This window comes from Micromonospora sp. CPCC 205546 (assembly GCF_036902715.1).
In the GTDB taxonomy this organism is placed as follows: domain Bacteria; phylum Actinomycetota; class Actinomycetes; order Mycobacteriales; family Micromonosporaceae; genus Micromonospora.
This window is the reverse complement of the sequence record NZ_JBAKHL010000001.1, coordinates 16,901-34,919: the sequence shown is the minus strand read 5'-3', so window position 1 is coordinate 34,919 and position 18,019 is coordinate 16,901. Positions and strand designations below refer to the sequence as shown.

The following is an 18,019-nucleotide window of genomic DNA, read 5'->3' as shown; positions in this document are numbered from 1 at the left end:
CCGCGCCCCGGCAGCCGCGCGGCACACTGCTCGGGTGGTGACCACTCTGGCGATCGACTGTGGCGGCGGCGGGATCAAGGCATCGGTGCTGGACGAGGCGGGCACGATGCGCGCCCAGCCGCTGCGGGTGCCCACCCCGTACCCCCTGCCGCCGGCGCTCTTCGTCAAGACGCTGCTGGACCTGGCCGGCCGGCTGCCCACGGCGGACCGGCTCACCGTCGGCCTGCCGGGCATGATCCGGCACGGGGTGGTGGTGGCCACCCCGCACTACGTGACCCGCTCCGGCCCCCGCTCGAAGGTCGACCCCGCCCTGGTCACCCAGTGGTCCGGGTTCGACGCGCGCACGGCGCTCGCCGAGGCGTTCGGGGTGCCGGCGCTGGTGCTCAACGACGCCGAGGTGCACGGGGCCGGGGTGGTCGCCGGGACCGGCTGCGAGCTGGTGCTGACTCTCGGCACCGGGCTGGGCAGCGCGCTCTTCGACGGCGGGGTGCTCGCCCCGCACCTGGAGCTGTCGCACGCCCCGGTGCGCTGGAACACCACCTACGACACGTACGTCGGCGAGCCGGAGCGGCGCCGGCTCGGGGACGCGTTCTGGTCCCGCCGCATCCGCCAGGTCGTGGACGGGCTGCGCCCGGTGTTCCGCTGGGACCGCCTCTACCTGGGCGGCGGCAACTCCCGGCTGATCCGCCCCGAGCAGCTCGCCCGGATGGGCGACGACGTGGTGGTGGTGCCCAACACCGCCGGCATCGTGGGTGGCGTCCGCGCCTGGGAGCTGGCCGCCGGCCGGCACGGCGCCGCCACCTGACCCCCGCCCGCGCGATTCCCGGCCGGGAACAGTCGCGGTACGGCGGATGTTGTGCCAGCGTCGGGACAGTGGCCCGACACGAGGGGGTGGACCGGATGGACCTTCTGGCCGAGTACCGGCGGGCGACCATGTTCTTCGAGGCCGGCGACCCGACCGGGGCGGCCCGGCTGCTCGAACCGATCGTGGCGGCCGAGCCCGGCAACGCCTCGGTACGCCAGCTGCTGGCCCGGGCGTACTTCCAGTCGGCCCAGCTCAACCGGGCCGAGGCGCAGCTGCGGGAGCTGATCGAGCGCGACCCCGCCGACCACTACGCCCACCACGTGCTGGGCCGCACGCTGGAGCGGCTCAACCGGCACGCCGACGCGCTGCGGCACCTGCGCATCGCGGCGGCCATGCACAGCGGCAACGACGACTACCGCGTCGCCCTGGACCGGGTGCAGACCCGGGTCGAGGGCAACCGCTGACGAAGCGGGCACACGTGGGCGGGGCAGCTCCACCGAGCTGCCCCGCCCACGTCGTCAGCACGGAACGCGCAACGCCAGGCGCCGGGGTGATCAGGACGCCATGGACCATAAAACTGCCGGGTAACGTCCATACGGTCCTGATCACCGGCATCGCGGTGGACGCCGCGGGACGCCTACCATCGGCGTCATGGGACGTGAGCTGCCGGCGGGTACGCGATGAAGCTGAAGCTGGACCTGCACGAGATCTTCAACAAGGGCCAGGACATCGACCGGGCCCTGCGCGGGATCATGGACGAGGCGGTGGCGAAGAAGGCCACCCTCGTCGAGATCATTCCCGGCAAGGGCTCCGGCCAGCTCAAGAAGCGGGTGCTGCGCTTCCTCGACCAGAAGGACGTCAAGCAGCTCTACCACCGCGTCGAGAAGGACTCGAAGAACTTCGGCCGCCTCTTCGTGCACTTCCGCTGGAAGTAGTAGCGACATGCCCCTGACCTGCATCGAAATGGTCGTTCGGGGCTCACTCACCCGCCCCTTGCCGCGTCTTGCGACAAGCGGGCCCAGATCGTCTGACCCAGCTTCCCGCCCTGGGCGGGGAAGGTGACCTCGACCTCCTTACGGCCGCCCTCGATGAGGGGATGCGTGACGACGGCGCGGCCGGGCCCTTCCTGTCGGACGTCGAGGGTGACCTTTCCCGTGGCGTCGGTCCGTCCGGAGGTGAGCCGCTCGTCACTCGACGTCAGCAGGACGACCTCCGCGTCGGGTACGCCAAGGTCGAAGCACTTCTGGCCGGTCTTCTCACAGACGGTCAGGCGAATGTCGAGCGTCACCCTGCCTGGGTCGTCGTTTCCCGCGCACCCGCCGAGACCCGGTCCCAGCACGGCGAGCAGTAGTGCGGCAGCGGAAATCGGGTGTCGACTTCTCATGCCAACCCAATCTAGAAGTGCTTCGACGGGACTCAGTTCGAGCCGGTCAGAGCGGATAGGTGCGGGCCACGGCCAGCATCTCCGAGCTGTGCGAGCCCACGATCCCCACGTCCGGTGGGCGCGGCCGGAAGCCGGGCAGGGCGTCCAGGCCGTCGCTGGCGTCCATCGCGCGCAGCGCCACCTGCCCGGCCTTCGGCGTCACGGTCAGCGTCACCTCGATCCCCTCCGGCGGCGGGGCGTGGAAGACCAGGCCGAAGCCCCACCGCCCCTCCCGGGCCTCCACCGGCACCGTGCGGCCGGCCACCTCGGCCCGCAGCACCGTCGCCGTCGCCGCGTCCACGTGCAGGGTGGTCAGCCGGACCTGGCGTTGCGGGACGAGCCGCAGGCGCAGGGTGCGCTCGGTGCCGGCGGTGGTGTCGGCGAGCACCTCCAGCTTGGGGGCGGGCAGGTCCGCCGCCTGCGCCGGGCCGGCGCGCAGCTCGGCGTCGCCCAGGCCGGGGAAGTCGGCGACCTCGGTGATCCCGTCGACGTAGCCGTCGGTCCAGGGCTGGGGGTCCTCCTCGTGGCTGAGCCAGCGGGCCTGACCGGTGCCGGCGTCGAGGGCGTACATCAGGTGGGTGGGCACGGGGTGCGCGGCGTCGAAGCGGTCGACGGCGAACCCGACCCCGGCGAGGACCACGGCCGCCAGCGCGGTCGCGGCGGCCGGCAGCGCGCCGAGGCGGCGCGCGCGCAGGGCGACCATCCCGCGCTGCCCGCCGGCCTCGGGGTGCAGCAGGTCGACCACCGGTAGCGCGGCCAGGCCGAGCAGCGCCGCGAACAGCGCCGCGACCCCGCCCATCGCCATGCCGAGCGCCGGGAAGAGCAGGACGACGGTGGGCAGCAGGATCACCACGGCCACCGCGGCGGCCAGGGTCGCCGCGACCACCGGCCACGGGCCGTCGATCCGCACGCCCAGCGCGACCAGCCCGGCCAGCGCGCCGGCCAGGGCCGGGAGCGTGGCCAGGTACGCCCCGCCGGGCACCAGCACGGCGAGCAGCACCCCGAGCACGGCCAGCCAGCCCAGCCCGCCGATGGCGAGCGCGGCCGGCCCGACCCGGCGGCGGGTGAGCGCGTACCAGGTGAACAGGACGGCGGCGGCGAGCGCCACCACGGCCAGCCGGTACCAGATCGGCCGGTACGGGTCGAGCAGCTCGGCGTAGCCGGGCCGCAGCGCGGTGACCGCCGCCCAGAGCAGCTGCGCGGCGAGCGGGGCGAGCACGATCGGCAGCAGCGCCAGCCCGAAGCCGGCGGCGAGCCGGCCGGTGGTGACGCGGCCCCGCCGCCGGGCGAGCCAGCCGAGGGCCGCCACGGCGGCGAGCGCCAGCAGCGCCAGGGGCAGCACCAGCCAGCCGGGGTAGCGGACCAGCCCGCCCGGGACCGGGAAGTAGGTGGCGTCGTGCCCGGAGTCCAGCGCGGCCAGGTCGACCCGGCCGAACTCGCGGGCGAGGCCGAGGGCGTTGTCGCCGTGGTGCTGGAGGCTTGCCCGGTCCATCGCGGCCGGGGTGTCCAGCGGGGTGTGGTAGATCGCCCCGCCGTCGATGTACGCCGAGTTCAGCCCGACGAAGTCGTTGTCGAGGAACGCGGTGAAGTCCGTGTCGTTGGGCAGCGCGCGGTAGATCTCCACGGCGAACGAGGTGCCCACGGGGTGCGGGGCGGCCCGACCGAAGGCGTCCACCAGGGCGGCGTTGTCCCTCGACGTCTCGAACATGATGACGGGGCCGGTGGAGCCGCGCGCCTCCAGGTTGAGCACCACGCCGCCGTCGGCGGCGAGCGGGTGGCCGGACGCGAACGCCGCCGCCCCGCACAGGCACGCCTCCTCGGCGTCGGTGAGCACGAAGACGATGTCGTTGCGCGGCCGGGGGCCGGCGGTCAGCGCGCGGGCCACCTCCAGGATGGCGGAGGTGCCCGCGGCGTCGTCGTTGCCGCCCGGCCCGGACTGCACCGAGTCGTAGTGCGCGACGAGGAAGACCTTCCCGGTGGGGGCGGTGCCGGGCAGCCGGGCCACCACGTTGCGTACCCGGGCCAGGGTGGCCCCGCCGGCCGCCCCGCTGAGCTGGCCGGCCTCGGGCGCGACGGTGTCCTGCACCTCGGTCTCCAGGCCGAGGCCGCGCAGCACGCCCTCGACGTGGGCGCGGACCTGGTCGTTCGCCGGGCTGCCCGCCACGTGCGTGCGCGCGGCGACGACCTCGACGTGCTCGTACGCCCGGGCGGCGCTGAACTCGCCCGGTGGCGCGTCGTTCGGGCGCGGCGCGGGGGCGCGCAGGTCGAGCAGGGCTCCGGCACCGACGGCGACGAGCGCGACGAGCGCCGCCGCGGCGGCGGCCGACCGGCGACGGGGTCGGGCCAGCGCGCGGTCGGCGGTGCGGGTGGGGGGTGCGCCCACGGGGTCTCCTCGGGAGGGGTCTCAGGTGGGCACCATCCTGCACCCCGGAGGCCGTCAACGGGACTCCCGGTGGCGGAACGACAGGCGCATCCGTCCGCTTTGCCCTGACCGCGCAGTGATCCGACCCATGCCCGCGCCTGCGGAGCCCGTCGTGTTGTGTGCGAACGTTGTGTAATACAGGATCAGCAGGGCACTCGGAAGGAGCCCGACATCACCAGCGATCTCCCGCGTCTCGCGGCGGTGACCCGGCCGTACCGGGGGACCGGCCTGGCCGGTTCCTCCGTCGTGCCGTATCCGCACGGCGGGATGGGACGTCATCCCAACCTGCCTCCCGGCGAGCGACTGCGGGTGCTGCTGGTCGAGGACGACGAGGGCGACGCCTTCCTGGTCAGCGAGCTGCTCGCCGAGACCAACTCGATGATCGACCTGCTGGTGGCGACCAGTCTCAGCGAGGCCCGCCAGCGCGTGATGGGCGTCGACTGCGTCCTGCTCGACCTGGGTCTGCCCGACGCGCAGGGCCTCGACGGGCTGCGTCAGGTGCTGGAGATGTCCAGCGGCGCCGCCGTCTGCGTGCTGACCGGCCGCTCCGACGAGCACCTCGGCATCGTCGCGGTCGCCGAGGGCGCCCAGGACTACCTGGTCAAGGGCCAGGTCGACGGGGTGCTGCTGACCCGGGCGCTGCGCTACGCCGTGGAGCGCAAACGGGCCGACGAGAACGCCCGGCGGCTGCGCGAGGTCGAGCTGCGCCAGGCCGAGTCGGCCCGCCTCGAACGGGGCCTGCTGCCCCAGCCGCTGATGACCACCGACGTGGTCGCGGTGCACACCTTCTACCGGCCCGGCCGGCACGCCGCGTTGATCGGCGGCGACTTCTACGATGTGGTGCAGACCCGGCCCGACCGGCTCGACCTGATCGTCGGCGACGTCTGCGGGCACGGCGTGGACGAGGCGGCCCTGGGCGTCGAGCTGCGGGTCGCCTGGCGGGCGCTGATCCTCGCCGGCGTGCCCGACGACGAGGTGCTCCCGGCGCTGGAGCAGGTGCTGATGAGCGAGCGCCGGCTGCAGGAGATCTTCGCGACCGTCGCCACCGTGCGGCTGCACCTCGACGCCAACCGGGCCACCGTCCGGCTGGCCGGGCACCCGCCGCCGCTGATGCTCGCCGGGGGCAGGGTGGTGCCGGTCCCGGCACCCGGCGGCCTGCTGCTCGGCGTACGACCCCGCCGGCCCGTGGCCTACGACCTGGAGTTCGACACCGATGACTGGTCCCTGTTGATGTACACCGACGGCCTCATCGAGGGCCGGATCGGCGAGGGCGACGAGCGCCTCGACGTGCCGGGCCTGGGTGGACTGCTCGCCGACCCGGCGACGCTCGCCGTGCCGCTGGCGGAGCTGCCGGCCTGGCTGGTCGGGCGCGCCGAGCAGCTCAACGGCGGTCCCTTCGCCGACGACGTCGCCATGCTCCTGGTCAGCCGGGGCGGCGGCCGATGACGCGCGTCGGCGACTGGACCCTGCGCCGGCGGGTCGTCACGCTGCTCACCGTCGTCGCCGTCCTGCTGATCGGCCTGGCCGCCGGCGAGGTGGCCCTGGCGGCGAAGAACCGGACGCACATCGACGCGATCCTGAACAAGACCGGGCCGCTGCGGGTGCAGGCGCAGGAGGTGCAGAACGCGCTGGTGGACCAGGAGACCGCGGTGCGCGGCTTCGCGGTCAGCGGCAACCCGGCCGACCTGGCGCCGTACGACGCCGGGCGCAAGCGGGAGCAGGACCTGGTCGACTCGATGCAGCGACTGCTCGGCGACTACCCGGAGATCCGCGTGGAACTCCTCGCGGTCGAGCAGCGGGCCGAGGAGTGGCGCCAGGCGGTGGCGGTGCCGGTGGTCACCACGACCCAGCAGCGCGGCACCGCCGCGGGACAGGCGCTGATCACCGACCAGGCCCGGGAGCGGTTCGAGAGGGTCCGCGGCGCGCTGGACAACCTCCAGCTCGAGATCTTCGAGGCCCGGCAGCAGAGCGCGCAGGACGTCCGGCGGACCAGCAACATGCTGGTCGTCCTGCTGATCGTCGCCGTCGCGGTGGTGATCATCGCCGGCAGCATGCTGCTGGTCTCCCTGGACAAGATGGTGATCCGGCCGCTGACCGGGCTCGCCGACCAGGTCCGGGAGGTCGCCGAGGGCGACTACCAGCACGGCATCGACGGCACCGGCCCGCCCGAGTTCGTCCGGCTCGCCGAGGACGTCGACGCGATGCGGCGCAAGATCGCCAAGGACCTGGCCGAGGTACGCGAGGCCCGGGAGCGGATCGAGTGGGTCAACAGCCAGCTCCAGAAGCAGGCCGAGGAACTCACCCGCTCCAACCGTGACCTGGAGCAGTTCGCGTACGTCGCCTCGCACGACCTGCAGGAGCCGCTGCGCAAGGTGGCGAGCTTCTGCCAGCTCCTGCAGCGCCGCTACGCGGGGCAGTTGGACGAGCGGGCCGACCAGTACATCGCGTTCGCGGTCGACGGCGCCCAGCGGATGCAGCGCCTGATCAACGACCTGCTCGCCTTCTCCCGGATCGGCCGGCTCACCACCGGCTTCACCGAGGTCGACCTCAACAAGATCATGGGCGACGTGGCCGGCCAGACCGAGGCGGCCCGGCAGTACGCCGACGCGGAGCTGACCTGGGACGAGCTGCCGGTCATCCGTGGCGAGGAGCCGTTGCTGACCAACCTGCTGGCCAACCTGGTGAGCAACTCGATCAAGTTCCGCCGCCCGGACGTGCCGCCCAGGGTGCACGTCTCGGCCCGCCTGGTGGACGACGAGTGGGAGATCAGCTGTCAGGACAACGGCATCGGGATCGAGCCGGAGTTCGCCGACAAGATCTTCGTCATCTTCCAGCGGCTGCACGCCAAGGACGCGTACCCGGGCACCGGGATCGGGCTGGCGATCGTCAAGAAGATCGTCGAGTACCACGGCGGCCGGGTCTGGGTGGACACCGACACCGAGGAGGGCACGGCGATCCGCTTCACCCTCCCGGCTCTGCCCGAGGACGTCGAGGCGGCGGCCGCGTCGACGGACGGTGCGGCCGACGGTCCGGCCGGCGGCGAGGCCGTGAGCGGGGACGGCGACGAGCCCGCCGCGGAGGCCGGTACGGGCACCCCGGCGCAGGCCGACCGGCGCACGGACGACACGGATGGCACGGACGGGCCCGACGAGGCGCCGGAAGGCGGTAGAACGGGTGACATGAGGGAGACGGTGGGATGACCGCGCCGGCGGACGGCAAGAGCCCGATCGAGGTCCTGCTGGTCGAGGACGATCCGGGTGACGTGTTGATGACCCAGGAGGCGTTCGAGGAGCACAAGCTCCGCAACCGGCTGACCGTCGTCTCCGACGGCGCCGAGGCGCTGGCCTACCTGCGGCGCGAGGGTCAGTACGCCGACGTGGTGCAGCCGGACCTGATCCTGCTGGACCTGAACCTGCCCCGTCGCGACGGGCGGGAGGTGCTGGAGGAGATCAAGAAGGACGAGCAGCTCTGCCGGATCCCGGTCGTGGTGCTGACGACCTCCCAGGCCGACGAGGACATCCTGCGCAGCTACCAGCTGCACGCCAACGCGTACGTGACGAAGCCGGTGGACTTCGAGCGCTTCATCTCGGTGGTCCGGCAGATCGACGAGTTCTTCGTCAGCGTGGTCAAGCTGCCGCCGCGTGGCTGACACCCTGCTCGACGACGTCGGTGGTCTGCTGCGCGAGACCGCCGACCAGGTCGTGCTTCCGCTGTTCCGCAAGCTCGACGACGCCGACATCAGCGAGAAGGCGCCCGGCGACCTCGTCACGGTCGCCGACCGCCGCGCCGAGGAGATGATCTCGACGGCCCTGCGCCGGCTGCGTCCCGGCTCGGTCGTGGTGGGCGAGGAGGCCGTCGCCGACGACCCGGCGCTGCTGGAGCACCTGCGCGGCTCCGGCGACGTCTGGCTGGTCGACCCCGTCGACGGCACCTCGAACTTCGCCGCCGGGCGCCGGCCGTTCGCCCTGATGGTGGCGCTGCTGACGGACGGGGAGCCGGCCGCCGCCTGGATCCTCGACCCGCTCGCCGGGACGCTGGCCGTCGCGCGGGCCGGCGAGGGGACCTGGCTCGACGGCCGACCGGTGCGCACCGACGAGGGCACGACGGAACTCCACGCGCTGCGCGGCGTCGCGATGTCCCACTTCCTGCCCCCGGCGTCGAGGGCGCGGGTCGAGGCGGGCGGCGGCCGGCTCGGTGAACTGCTCCCCGGGCAGCACTGCGCCGGGCGGGAATACCTGGACGTGCTCACCGGCGACCAGCAGTTCGTGCTCTTCTGGCGGACCCTGCCGTGGGACCACGCCCCGGGCAGCCTGCTGGTGCGGGCGGCGGGCGGGGTCGCCCGGCGCTTCGACGGCAACGACTACCGCCCGGCGGACGACGGCCACGGCCTCCTGGTGGCCGCGAGCGAGCAGGTCTGGGCGGACGTACGCGAGGCGCTGCTCGACGGATCGTGACGTCGGAAAGACCCTGCGTCGATGATCGACGGATCGGGCGTTCACGGGCCCGGTCGACCGCGCTCCGTCCGGTATCCTGACCGCCGGTCTCCGCCAGCAGGCCGCCGACCGGCGCCCGGCGGGGGCCGCCGCCGCGCCGTGCTGTCGTCCGGGGCCGGCGGCCGACGGAAGGATGCTTTCGTGCGCAGGACCTTGCCCGCCGGGCCTGACGGCCACTGCCCGCCGACCGCCGGTCGGCGTGCCCGCCGACCGCTGGTCGCCCTGCTCGTCGCCGCGACGATGCTCTTCGCCGGCGGTGCCGTGCCGGCGTACGCGGAACCCAACGAGGGCGGCACCAAGAAGCTCCGGGACGCCCTGGAGGCCACCGCCAAGGCCCACATCGAGGCCAAGGGGAAGCTGGACAACTCCAAGGCGCGGCAGAAGCAGATGGTCAAGCAGTTGGGCGCGCTGGAGGTCCGGCTGGTCGAGCTGACCGCACAGGTCGGCGAGGTGGCCGCCCAGTCCTATCGGCTGGGTCGGCTGACGCCCACGTCGATGCTGCTCGACAGCGTCTCGCCGGAGGCGTTCCTGGAGCGGGCGGCCAGCCTCGACCTGATGGCGCAGCGCGACGGCAGGCGGCTGCGCGACCTGACCGAGGCGCGCGAGCAGGCCCGGCAGGCCAAGGTCGCCATCGACACCGAGGTCCGCGAGCAGCAGAAGCAGCTCGCGGTGATGACGAAGAAGAAGAAGGAAGCCGAGGCGGCGCTCGCGGAGGTCAGCTCGGGCAGCAGCGGCGGCTTCAGCGGCGCCAGCTCATCCTCGGCGAAGCCGGCCCCCCGCAACTCGGACGGCTCCTGGCCGTCGGAGTCCTGCTCGGTGGACGACCCGACCACCTCCAGCTGCATCACCCCGCGCACGTACAACGCCCTCAAGCAGACCCAGGCGGCCGGCTACAAGCGGTACGTCTCCTGCTACCGCAGCGGCGGCTCCGGCGAGCACCCCAAGGGCCGGGCCTGCGACTTCTCAGCCGCCGCCGGCGGGTTCGAGGACAAGACCGCCACCGGCGGGGACAAGGCGTACGGGGACAGCCTCGCCGCCTGGCACGTGCGCAACGCCGGCCGACTGGGCGTGCTCTACGTGATCTGGTACCGGCAGATCTGGCACCCCGGCACGGGCTGGCGGGCGTACGGCGGCAGCGGCAGCCCCGCCGCCGACCACACGAACCATGTTCATCTCTCGATGTACTGACCCGGTGGCCCAGTTTTCCTGCGTACCATCGCGCGGGTGAGCTCCCCATCCTCCGACGTCACGGTCCCGCCGGCCCAGCCGACGGCGACGACCGCCCGGGCCCTGCCCAACGGCCTCGCCGCGTTCCTGGTCTTCTTCTCCAGCGGCGCCGTCCTGGTGCTGGAGACGGTCGCGCTACGGCTGGTCGGGCCGTACGTGGGGGTGACCCTCCAGGTGACCAGCTCGGTCATCGGGATCGCCCTGGCCGCCATCGCCTACGGCGCGTGGACGGGCGGCTGGCTGGCCGACCGGCGCAACCCGAGGGCCCTGCTGGCCCCGGCGCTGGTGCTGGCCGGCATCGCCACCGCGGTCACCCTGCCCGTCGTCAGGTACGCCGGCGAGGTGTTGCGCGGCGGGGCGGCCTCGGCGATCCTGCTGCTCGTCGCGCTCGCCGTCTTCGTGCCGGCGGCCCTGCTCGCCGCGGTCACCCCGCTGGTGGTCAAGCTCCAGCTCGCCGACCTGCGGCGCACCGGCCAGGTGGTCGGCCGGCTCTCCGGCATCGGCACGCTGGGCGGGATCACGGCCACCCTGGGCACCGGGTTCGTGCTGGTGGCCGCGCTGCCCAGCACGGTCATCCTGTTCGCCCTGGCGGCCTCGCTCGGGCTCACCGGGCTCGGCCTCGGGGTGTGGCTGCGCCGCCAGGACGCCGCGGGGCTGCCCGGCCCCGCCCGCGCCAAGGCCGCGCTGGCGGTGCTCGGCCTCGTCGGCGCCGGGCTGACCACGGTCGCCCCGAACCCGTGCGACATCGAGACCGCCTACCACTGCGCCAGCGTCGAGGCCGACCCCGCCCGGGACTCCGGCCGCACCCTGCTGCTCAACTCCGCCCAGCACTCGTACGTGGACCTCGCCGACCCCACCCACCTGGAGTACGCGTACACCCGGTGGATCGGGGCGGTGGCCGACGTCATCGCCCCGAAGGGGCAGCGGCTCGACGCGCTGCACCTGGGCGGGGGCGGGTTCACCGTGCCCCGCTACCTGACCGCCACCCGCCCGGGCACCGACAACGTCGTGTTCGAGATCGACGGCGGGCTGGTGGAGCTGGGCGAGCGGCAGCTCGGCGTACGCCAGGGGCCGGACCTGCGGGCGGTGGTGGGCGACGCCCGGATGCTGGTCGCCGGGGAGGCCACCGACAGCCGTGACCTGGTGGTCGGTGACGCGTTCGGGCACCTGGTGGTGCCCTGGCACCTGGCCACCCGGGAGATGGCCGCCGAGGTCCGCCGGGTGGCCCGCCCCGGCGGCGTCTATGTGCAGAACGTCATCGACTACCCGCCGCTGCGCTTCATCCGCAGCGAACTGGCCACCGTCGCCGCCGAGTTCCGGCACGTCGCGCTGATCGCCCCGGCGGCGGCGCTCGCCGGACGCGAGGGCTCGAACTTCCTGATCGTCGCCTCCGACGCCCCGCTGCCGCTGGAGGCGGTCCGCGCCCGGCTGGCCGAGCTGCGGGAGGACGCCAACCTGCTGGCGGGCGCCGACCTCACCGCGTTCGTCGGGCAGGCGTTGGTGCTGACCGACGACTACGCGCCCGTGGACCAGCTCCTCGCCACCGCCTGAACGGGTGAATCGCTGACCGATTCCGACCCTTGAGGTGTAGCCGGGTCGGTCCGGGGCAACAACGACCCCCATGGGTGGAGCGAACCGGGACGGCGCACAACTGCTGGGTGAGCGGTACCGGCTGATCGAGCAGCTCGGGGCGGGCGGCATGTCCGTCGTCTGGCGCGGCTACGACGAGGTGCTCGGCCGCCAGGTGGCGGTCAAGGTGCTCGCGTCGCGGCTGGCGGCCGACCGCGCGTTCCGGCACCGCATCCGGATCGAGGCGCAGGCCGCGGCCCGGCTGTGCCACCCCAACATCACCAACGTCTACGACTACGGCGAGTCCGAGCAGGTCGGCCTGACCGTGCCGTACGTCGTCATGGAGCTGGTCGACGGGGAGTCGCTGACCGGCCGGCTGCGCCGGGGCAGCCTGCCCTGGCGGGAGGCGGTGACGATCGGCGCGGAGGTCACCTCGGCGCTCGCCACCGCGCACGGCCGCGGCGTGGTGCACCGCGACGTCACCCCCGGCAACGTCATGCTGACCGCGACCGGCGTGAAGGTGGTCGACTTCGGCATCTCCGCGCTGGTGGGCGAGAAGGAGAAGGGGCCGGACGGCGCCCTGCTCGGCACGCCCGCGTACCTCGCGCCGGAGCGGCTCGACAACGGTCAGGTCTCCCCGGCCACCGACGTGTACGCGGTCGGCCTGCTGCTCTACCGGATGCTCACCGGCCGGCTGCCGTGGCAGGCGAGCACCACCACGCAGATGCTGCGCGCCCACATGTACAACGAGCCGGAGCCGATGCCGCCGGTGCCGGGACTGCCCGACGAGGTGCGCGAGCTGGTGAGCCGCTGCCTGGCCAAGCGCCCGGGGGACCGGCCCGCCACCACCGAGGTCGCGCGGACGCTCGCCGAGGCGGCCGGCATGGTCGCCGCGGTGCCGGTCTCCCCGGCGGCGGGGCCCGTGGACGAGGCCGCGCTGGCCGCCGCCGGCACCACGATCCTGCCCTGGTCCGCCGCGACCGACGCGCTGCCGTTCTCCCGTACGCGCAACCGGCGCGCGGCGACCCGACGTCGGCGCATCGAGGCGGGGGTGGCCGCCGCCGGGCTGGTGGCGGTGACGGCGGGGCTGTGGGGTTTCACCTCCCGCAGCCCGGCCAGCGGAGGCATCGACCAGCCGACCGAGGCGCGGATGGGCGCCCAGGCGCCGGCGCCGCCGCCCTGCCGGGTCGCGTACGCGTTGCGCACCGACTCGGGCAAGGACTTCGCCGCCGAGCTGACCCTGACCAACACCGGCACGCGGGAGCTGCGCGACTGGCGGCTGAGCTTCAGCTTCCCCGGCGAGCAGACGGTGACGAAGGCGACGCCCGTCCCGGTGCGTCAGCAGGGGCGCGCGGTGGTCGTGGAGCCCGCCCCGCAGCGCGCCGTGCTGGCCCCCGGCGCGTCGGAGAAGCTCACCCTGACCGGCCGTCACACCGGCGTCAACCCGCTGCCGCTGGAGTTCCGCCTCGGCGACGGGACCTGCACGGCGCAGGTCTCCGGGGTGGCCGGCGCGGCGCCCGGCGTCGCGCCCACCAAGGCGCCGGCGAAGGCGCCGGCCAAGACACCGACGAAGAAGGCCGGCACGTCCGCCGGCAACTCCGGCGGGAGTTCGGGCGGCAACTCCGGCGGGTCGAAGGCCAAGTCCGACAACTCCGGCAAGGGCAAGGGGTCGGGTGGTGGAAAAAAAGTAAGTCAGGAAACGGAAAAGGAAAGGGACACGGAAAGGGACGAGGACGATGACTGAGCCCGACGTGGTCAGCTGAGTTCCGCGAACCGTTGCACCTGAGCGATGTCCCCCTCGACGATCAGCATGCTGCCGGGGGCGATCACGGTGGCGTCCGTGGCGTACCGGAAGCGTTCCCCGGGCAGCTTGACGCCCACCACCCGCACCCCGTAGCGCTCGGTGGGGGTCAGCTCCCCGAGCGGCCGGCCGAGCATCGTCTCCGGGGTGCACACCTTGGCGATGGCGAAGTCGTCGCCGAACTCGATGAAGTCGAGCATCCTGCTGACGATCAGGTGGGCCACCCGCTCCCCGGTCTCCGCCTCGGGAAAGATCACGTGGTGCGCGCCGACCGAGTCCAGGATCTTGGCGTGCTTCGTCGAGGTGGCCCGGGCCCAGATCTGTGGTACGCCCAGGTCGGCCAGTGCCAGCACCGTCAGCACGCTGGCCTCCACCGAGGCGCCGATGGCGACCACCGCCCGGCCGAAGTCCGCCACGCCGAGCTGGCGCAGCGAACCCTCCTCGGTGGCGTCGGCCTGCACGACGCGGTCTAGCTGCGCCGACCAGCGCTGCACCTGCTCCGGGTTGCGGTCGATGGCCAGCACCTCGTGGTTCAGCGCGGTCAGGGCGCCGGACAGGTGGCACCCGAACCGGCCCAGCCCGACCACCACGACGCTGCGCTCGTCCGTCTTCCTTCTAGCCGACAACGGGTTGCTCCTCCGGGTAGCGGTACAGCCGCTTTCGGGTGTTCAGGGCGATCGCAGATCCGAGGGTCAGCGGCCCGATGCGGCCGACGAACATGAGGACGATCAGGGCGAACTGGCCGTTCTCCGGCAGGGACGCGGCCACCCCGACGCTGAGGCCGGTGGTGGTGAACGCCGAGGTGACCTCGAACAGTGCGGCGTAGAGGGGGACACCCTCGGTCAGGAAGATCAGCGACATCGTGCCGGCGGCCAGCAGCGCGACGCTGAGCAGCGCGACGGTGATGGCCTGCCGCTGGCTGGCGGTGGCCACCCGACGGTGCCCGACCGTGACGTCCGGCTCGCCCCGCAACTCCGCCCAGATGACGAAGGCCAGCAGGAAGAAGGTGGCCACCTTGATCCCGCCGGCCGTGCTGGCGCTCCCGCCGCCGATGAACATCAGCGCGATGAACAGTGGGTAGGTCTCCTCCTCCAGGCCGTCCACGGCCACCACGTTGAAACCGCCGGTGCGGACGAACGCGTTCTGGGCGAACGCCACCAGGAACTTCTCGGGCCAGGCGTGGATGCCCAGGGTGCGCGGGTTGCCCCACTCGATGACCAGCAGGCCGAGGAAGCCCACCGCCAGCAGAGCCAGGCTGCCCCAGACGGTCAGCTTGGTGGCGACCGCCCACCGGGTCGGCTGCCGCCACTCCCGGAACGCCTCGAACAGCGCCGGGAAGCCCAGCCCGCCGACGATGGCGCCGAACGAGAGCGGCATGGTGACCCAGGCGTCGGTGGAGAAGGCGACGAGGCTGTCCGTGTAGAGGGCGAACCCGCCGTTGTTGAAGGCCTGGACGGCGTGGAAGACGCTGCCCCAGAGGGCCCGGCCGAACGGGTAGTCGTAGGTGAGCCACAGCCGGGCGGTCAGGATCGCGGTCATGACCGCCTCACAGGCCAGCGCGAGGCCGGCGATGTGCAGCAGCAGCCGGCGTACGTCGCCGATGCCGAACTCGGCCGTCTCGGCCTGCACCAGCAGCCGGCTGCGCAGCCCCAGCCGCCGGGCCACCACGAGGATCACCAGGGTCGCCCCGGTGACGATGCCGAGACCGCCGACCTGGGTGAGCACGGTGATCATCGCGAGGCCGAACTCGTTCCAGTAGCTCGGGGTGTCGACGATCGACATCCCGGTCACCGAGACCGCCGAGGTGGCGGTGAACAGCGCGGTCAGGAACGGGGTGTGCCGGTGCTCGCTGGTGGCCCAGGGCAGCATCAGCAGCCCGGTGCCGACCATGATCGTCACCAGGAAGCCGAGCGGCACCAGCCGTACGGGATGACGAAGGAGCCGGCGCACCAGACAATCTTCCTTTTTCGATGCGAGCCGGGTGCGGGAATCGGCATCCCGAGGGTTCACCCGCCGGTCAGACGCCGACCAACTCGCCGTCGTCGCGGGCCTGTGTGCTGAGGCGGATCCCCCGACGACAAGGAGACGACGTTGCGACGTACCCTTTGCGCCCTCGGCCTGGCCGGCGCCCTGCTCGCGGTGGCCGCGGCCGTGCCCGCGGTGACGGCCTCGGCCGCCCCGGCGCCCGCCGCCGAACGCGTCCGGGCGACGGACCGACCCCTCGTGATCGCCCACCGCGGCGCCAGCGGCTACCGGCCGGAGCACACCCTGGAGGCCTACCGGCTGGCGATCCGGCAGGGCGCGGACTACATCGAGCCGGACCTGGTCGCCACCCGCGACGGTGCGCTGGTCGCGCGGCACGAGAACGAGATCAGCGGTACGACCGACGTGGCCGCCCGCCCCGAGTTCGCCGCCCGCAGGGCCACGAAGACCATCGACGGGGTCGCCGTCACCGGCTGGTTCACCGAGGACTTCACCCTCGCGGAACTGCGGACCCTGCGGGCCAAGGAGCGGCTGCCGAAGGTGCGCGTCGCCAACACCGCCTTCGACGGCCGGTTCCAGGTGCCCACCCTCCAGGAGGTCGTCGACCTGGCCCGAGCCGAGGGGCGGGCCCGGGGTAGGACGATCGGGATCTACCCGGAGACCAAGCACCCGAGCTACTTCGCGTCCATCGGGCTGCCGCTGGAGGAGCCGCTGGTCGAGGTGCTGCGGCGCAACGGGCTGACCCGCCGCAACTCCCCGGTGGTCATCCAGTCGTTCGAGACGGCGAACCTGCGCAAGCTGGACCGGATGACCGACGTCCGGCTCGCGCAGCTCCTCGACGCCACCGGCCGCCCGTACGACTTCACCGTCGCCGGCGACGCCCGCACCTACCAGGACCTGGCGAAGCCGGCCGGCCTGAAGTGGATCGCCTCGTACGCCGACGGCGTCGGCGCGAACAAGACCCTGATCGTGCCGCGGGACGCCGCCGGCAGGCTGCTCGCCCCGACCACTCTGGTCCGGGACGCGCACCGGGAGCGGCTGATCGTGCACGCCTGGACGTTCCGGGCGGAGAACCAGTTCCTGCCGGCCGATCTGCGCATCGGCGCCGACCCGAACGCCCGCGGCGACATCCAGGCCGAGTACGAGATCTTCCTCGCCCTCGGCCTCGACGGCGTCTTCACCGACCACCCGGACACCGCCGTCGCTGCCCGGGAGGGTCTCGCCCGGCGCTGACGCCCTGGCCGCCCGTCCGCCGCCCGCCCGCGTCGCGCCTGTCGAGCTGATGTCGCAGGCGATTCAGCGGGGACGGGCGGACGCGCGGACGCCGTCGAGCGGCCTCCGACGACGTCCCGGCACGACGGGGGGCGGTTCCCCGCGGAACCGCCCCCCGTCACCCAAGTCATTCGCACGACGCTGTCGGCAGCGTGTGCCCGCCGGCTCAGCCGGTCGTGTTCCGTCTGCGGTGCGCGACGAGGAAGAAGGCCCCGACCGCGACGGCGACCAGGCCGAGCGCGGTGATCGGGAGCAGGGTGCCGGTGCCCGAGACGCCGGTGATGGGCAGTTCGCTCTTGGTCGGCGAGGCCGTCGGGCGGCCGGTCGGGGTGCGGGTCGGGGTGGTTGTCGGGGTGGCCGTCGGAGTGGCGGTCGGGGTGGCTGTCGGAGTGCCGGTCGGGCTGCCGGTCGGGCTGGGGCTCGCCGCGCAGGCGTGCGTGAGCACGAACTGCAACCCCGGCTCCGGCTCGCCGGTGACCACCGCGGTGGCGCTGACGAGCGTCCACCCCTCGGGCACGATCACCCAGGCCTTGCTGGTGCCCTGCCGCACGATCGCGCTGTCGTCGGCGTCGGGGATCGTGACCGTGGCGGTGCCGTCGTTCGGGATGCTGAACGTGGCGGTCACGGAGACGAAGTCACGCTCGACGTCGGGGAGGTTGAAGACCCAGACGTCGCGGTCCTCGTACGGCCCACCGCCCAGCGCCGGGTCGCACCCCTGCGGGGCCTCGGCCGCCGTGGTCGGCACGTTGCCCGGGTTGATGCTGATCGTCGTCGTTCCTGGCTGCGGTTGCGGCTGCGCCTGTGCGGTCCCGGCGGCTCCGAGGAGCACTGCGCCGGCCGCCGCCCCCACGGCGACCAGCCGGGCGAGTCGAACTCTCACTTTCATCCCCCATGCGAGTTTCATGCGGTTAATGGGCTTTCTGATCGAGGCTAAGGCACCGATTTTCGCCTAATCATCCCTTTCACGATATTCGGAAGGCTCGTCCTTCGCGGTGTCCGGGCCCGACACATGAGGGGTTCAGCC

16 protein-coding genes are annotated in these 18,019 nt (G+C 73.2%); 11 read left to right on the top strand and 5 right to left on the bottom strand.

Translation table 11 applies throughout. From position 1 onward, the window contains the following. The first annotated feature begins 34 nt into the window (after positions 1-34). The 3 genes from V6U77_RS00150 to V6U77_RS00140 all read left to right on the top strand — a co-directional run bounded on the left by V6U77_RS00150 (position 35) and on the right by V6U77_RS00140 (position 1,740). Positions 35-805 carry an ROK family protein gene (locus tag V6U77_RS00150; RefSeq protein WP_334603985.1) on the top strand — a complete coding sequence of 257 codons (771 nt, stop codon included), beginning with the start codon at positions 35-37 and terminating at the stop codon, positions 803-805. Between the two features lie 95 nt (positions 806-900). After that, positions 901-1,269 (top strand): tetratricopeptide repeat protein, encoded by a 369-nt coding sequence (locus V6U77_RS00145; RefSeq protein ID WP_334604204.1) that lies wholly within the window; start codon positions 901-903, stop codon positions 1,267-1,269. A gap of 216 nt (positions 1,270-1,485) precedes the next feature. After that, positions 1,486-1,740 carry a Smr/MutS family protein gene (locus V6U77_RS00140; RefSeq protein ID WP_007465523.1) on the top strand — a complete coding sequence of 85 codons (255 nt, stop codon included), beginning with the start codon at positions 1,486-1,488 and terminating at the stop codon, positions 1,738-1,740. A 47-nt stretch (positions 1,741-1,787) separates the two neighbouring features. Here the strand turns inward: V6U77_RS00140 and V6U77_RS00135 are convergent, their stop codons facing one another. Together V6U77_RS00135 and V6U77_RS00130 are read right to left on the bottom strand one after the other, a co-directional pair. Then, entirely contained in the window at positions 1,788-2,093 is a 306-nt protein-coding gene (locus V6U77_RS00135; protein WP_334603984.1) for a hypothetical protein, read from the bottom strand. A gap of 142 nt (positions 2,094-2,235) precedes the next feature. Then, complete coding sequence (locus tag V6U77_RS00130; RefSeq protein ID WP_334603983.1) at positions 2,236-4,611, bottom strand: M28 family peptidase; 2,376 nt, start codon at positions 4,609-4,611, stop codon at positions 2,236-2,238. Positions 4,612-4,917: 306 nt separating this feature from the next. Between V6U77_RS00130 and V6U77_RS00125 the strand changes: the two genes are divergently transcribed. The 7 genes from V6U77_RS00125 to V6U77_RS00095 all read left to right on the top strand — a co-directional run bounded on the left by V6U77_RS00125 (position 4,918) and on the right by V6U77_RS00095 (position 13,683). Further along, positions 4,918-6,096 carry a PP2C family protein-serine/threonine phosphatase gene (locus V6U77_RS00125; protein ID WP_334603982.1) on the top strand — a complete coding sequence of 393 codons (1,179 nt, stop codon included), beginning with the start codon at positions 4,918-4,920 and terminating at the stop codon, positions 6,094-6,096. Continuing rightward, positions 6,093-7,850, top strand: a complete 1,758-nt coding sequence (locus tag V6U77_RS00120; RefSeq protein WP_334603981.1) for a sensor histidine kinase — start codon at positions 6,093-6,095, stop codon at positions 7,848-7,850. Before V6U77_RS00125 ends, V6U77_RS00120 begins: the two co-directional genes overlap by 4 nt. Continuing rightward, a complete protein-coding gene (locus V6U77_RS00115; protein ID WP_311413128.1) occupies positions 7,847-8,299 on the top strand; it encodes a response regulator in 453 nt (150 codons plus the stop codon). The genes V6U77_RS00120 and V6U77_RS00115 overlap by 4 nt, the downstream gene beginning before the upstream one ends. Continuing rightward, complete coding sequence (locus tag V6U77_RS00110; RefSeq protein WP_334603980.1) at positions 8,292-9,104, top strand: inositol monophosphatase family protein; 813 nt, start codon at positions 8,292-8,294, stop codon at positions 9,102-9,104. Before V6U77_RS00115 ends, V6U77_RS00110 begins: the two co-directional genes overlap by 8 nt. Positions 9,105-9,383: 279 nt before the next feature. Next, the gene (locus V6U77_RS00105; protein ID WP_334604202.1) at positions 9,384-10,331 is read left to right on the top strand and encodes a coiled-coil domain-containing protein; all 948 of its coding nucleotides are present in this window, start codon (positions 9,384-9,386) and stop codon (positions 10,329-10,331) included. A gap of 36 nt (positions 10,332-10,367) precedes the next feature. Continuing rightward, a complete protein-coding gene (locus tag V6U77_RS00100) occupies positions 10,368-11,921 on the top strand; it encodes a fused MFS/spermidine synthase (RefSeq protein ID WP_334603979.1) in 1,554 nt (517 codons plus the stop codon). 70 nt (positions 11,922-11,991) lie between these two features. Beyond that, positions 11,992-13,683 carry a serine/threonine-protein kinase gene (locus tag V6U77_RS00095; RefSeq protein WP_334603978.1) on the top strand — a complete coding sequence of 564 codons (1,692 nt, stop codon included), beginning with the start codon at positions 11,992-11,994 and terminating at the stop codon, positions 13,681-13,683. Positions 13,684-13,694: 11 nt separating this feature from the next. Here the strand turns inward: V6U77_RS00095 and V6U77_RS00090 are convergent, their stop codons facing one another. Both V6U77_RS00090 and V6U77_RS00085 read right to left on the bottom strand, forming a co-directional pair. Next, positions 13,695-14,366 (bottom strand): potassium channel family protein, encoded by a 672-nt coding sequence (locus V6U77_RS00090; RefSeq protein ID WP_442934340.1) that lies wholly within the window; start codon positions 14,364-14,366, stop codon positions 13,695-13,697. Continuing rightward, positions 14,356-15,690, bottom strand: a complete 1,335-nt coding sequence (locus tag V6U77_RS00085) for a TrkH family potassium uptake protein (RefSeq protein ID WP_334603977.1) — start codon at positions 15,688-15,690, stop codon at positions 14,356-14,358. The genes V6U77_RS00090 and V6U77_RS00085 overlap by 11 nt, the downstream gene beginning before the upstream one ends. A gap of 141 nt (positions 15,691-15,831) precedes the next feature. Between V6U77_RS00085 and V6U77_RS00080 the strand changes: the two genes are divergently transcribed. Continuing rightward, entirely contained in the window at positions 15,832-16,956 is a 1,125-nt protein-coding gene (locus V6U77_RS00080; protein ID WP_334603976.1) for a glycerophosphodiester phosphodiesterase, read from the top strand. Positions 16,957-17,161: 205 nt separating this feature from the next. Here the strand turns inward: V6U77_RS00080 and V6U77_RS00075 are convergent, their stop codons facing one another. Next, positions 17,162-17,875, bottom strand: a complete 714-nt coding sequence (locus V6U77_RS00075) for an LPXTG cell wall anchor domain-containing protein (protein ID WP_334603975.1) — start codon at positions 17,873-17,875, stop codon at positions 17,162-17,164. Between the last annotated feature and the right edge of the window lie 144 nt (positions 17,876-18,019).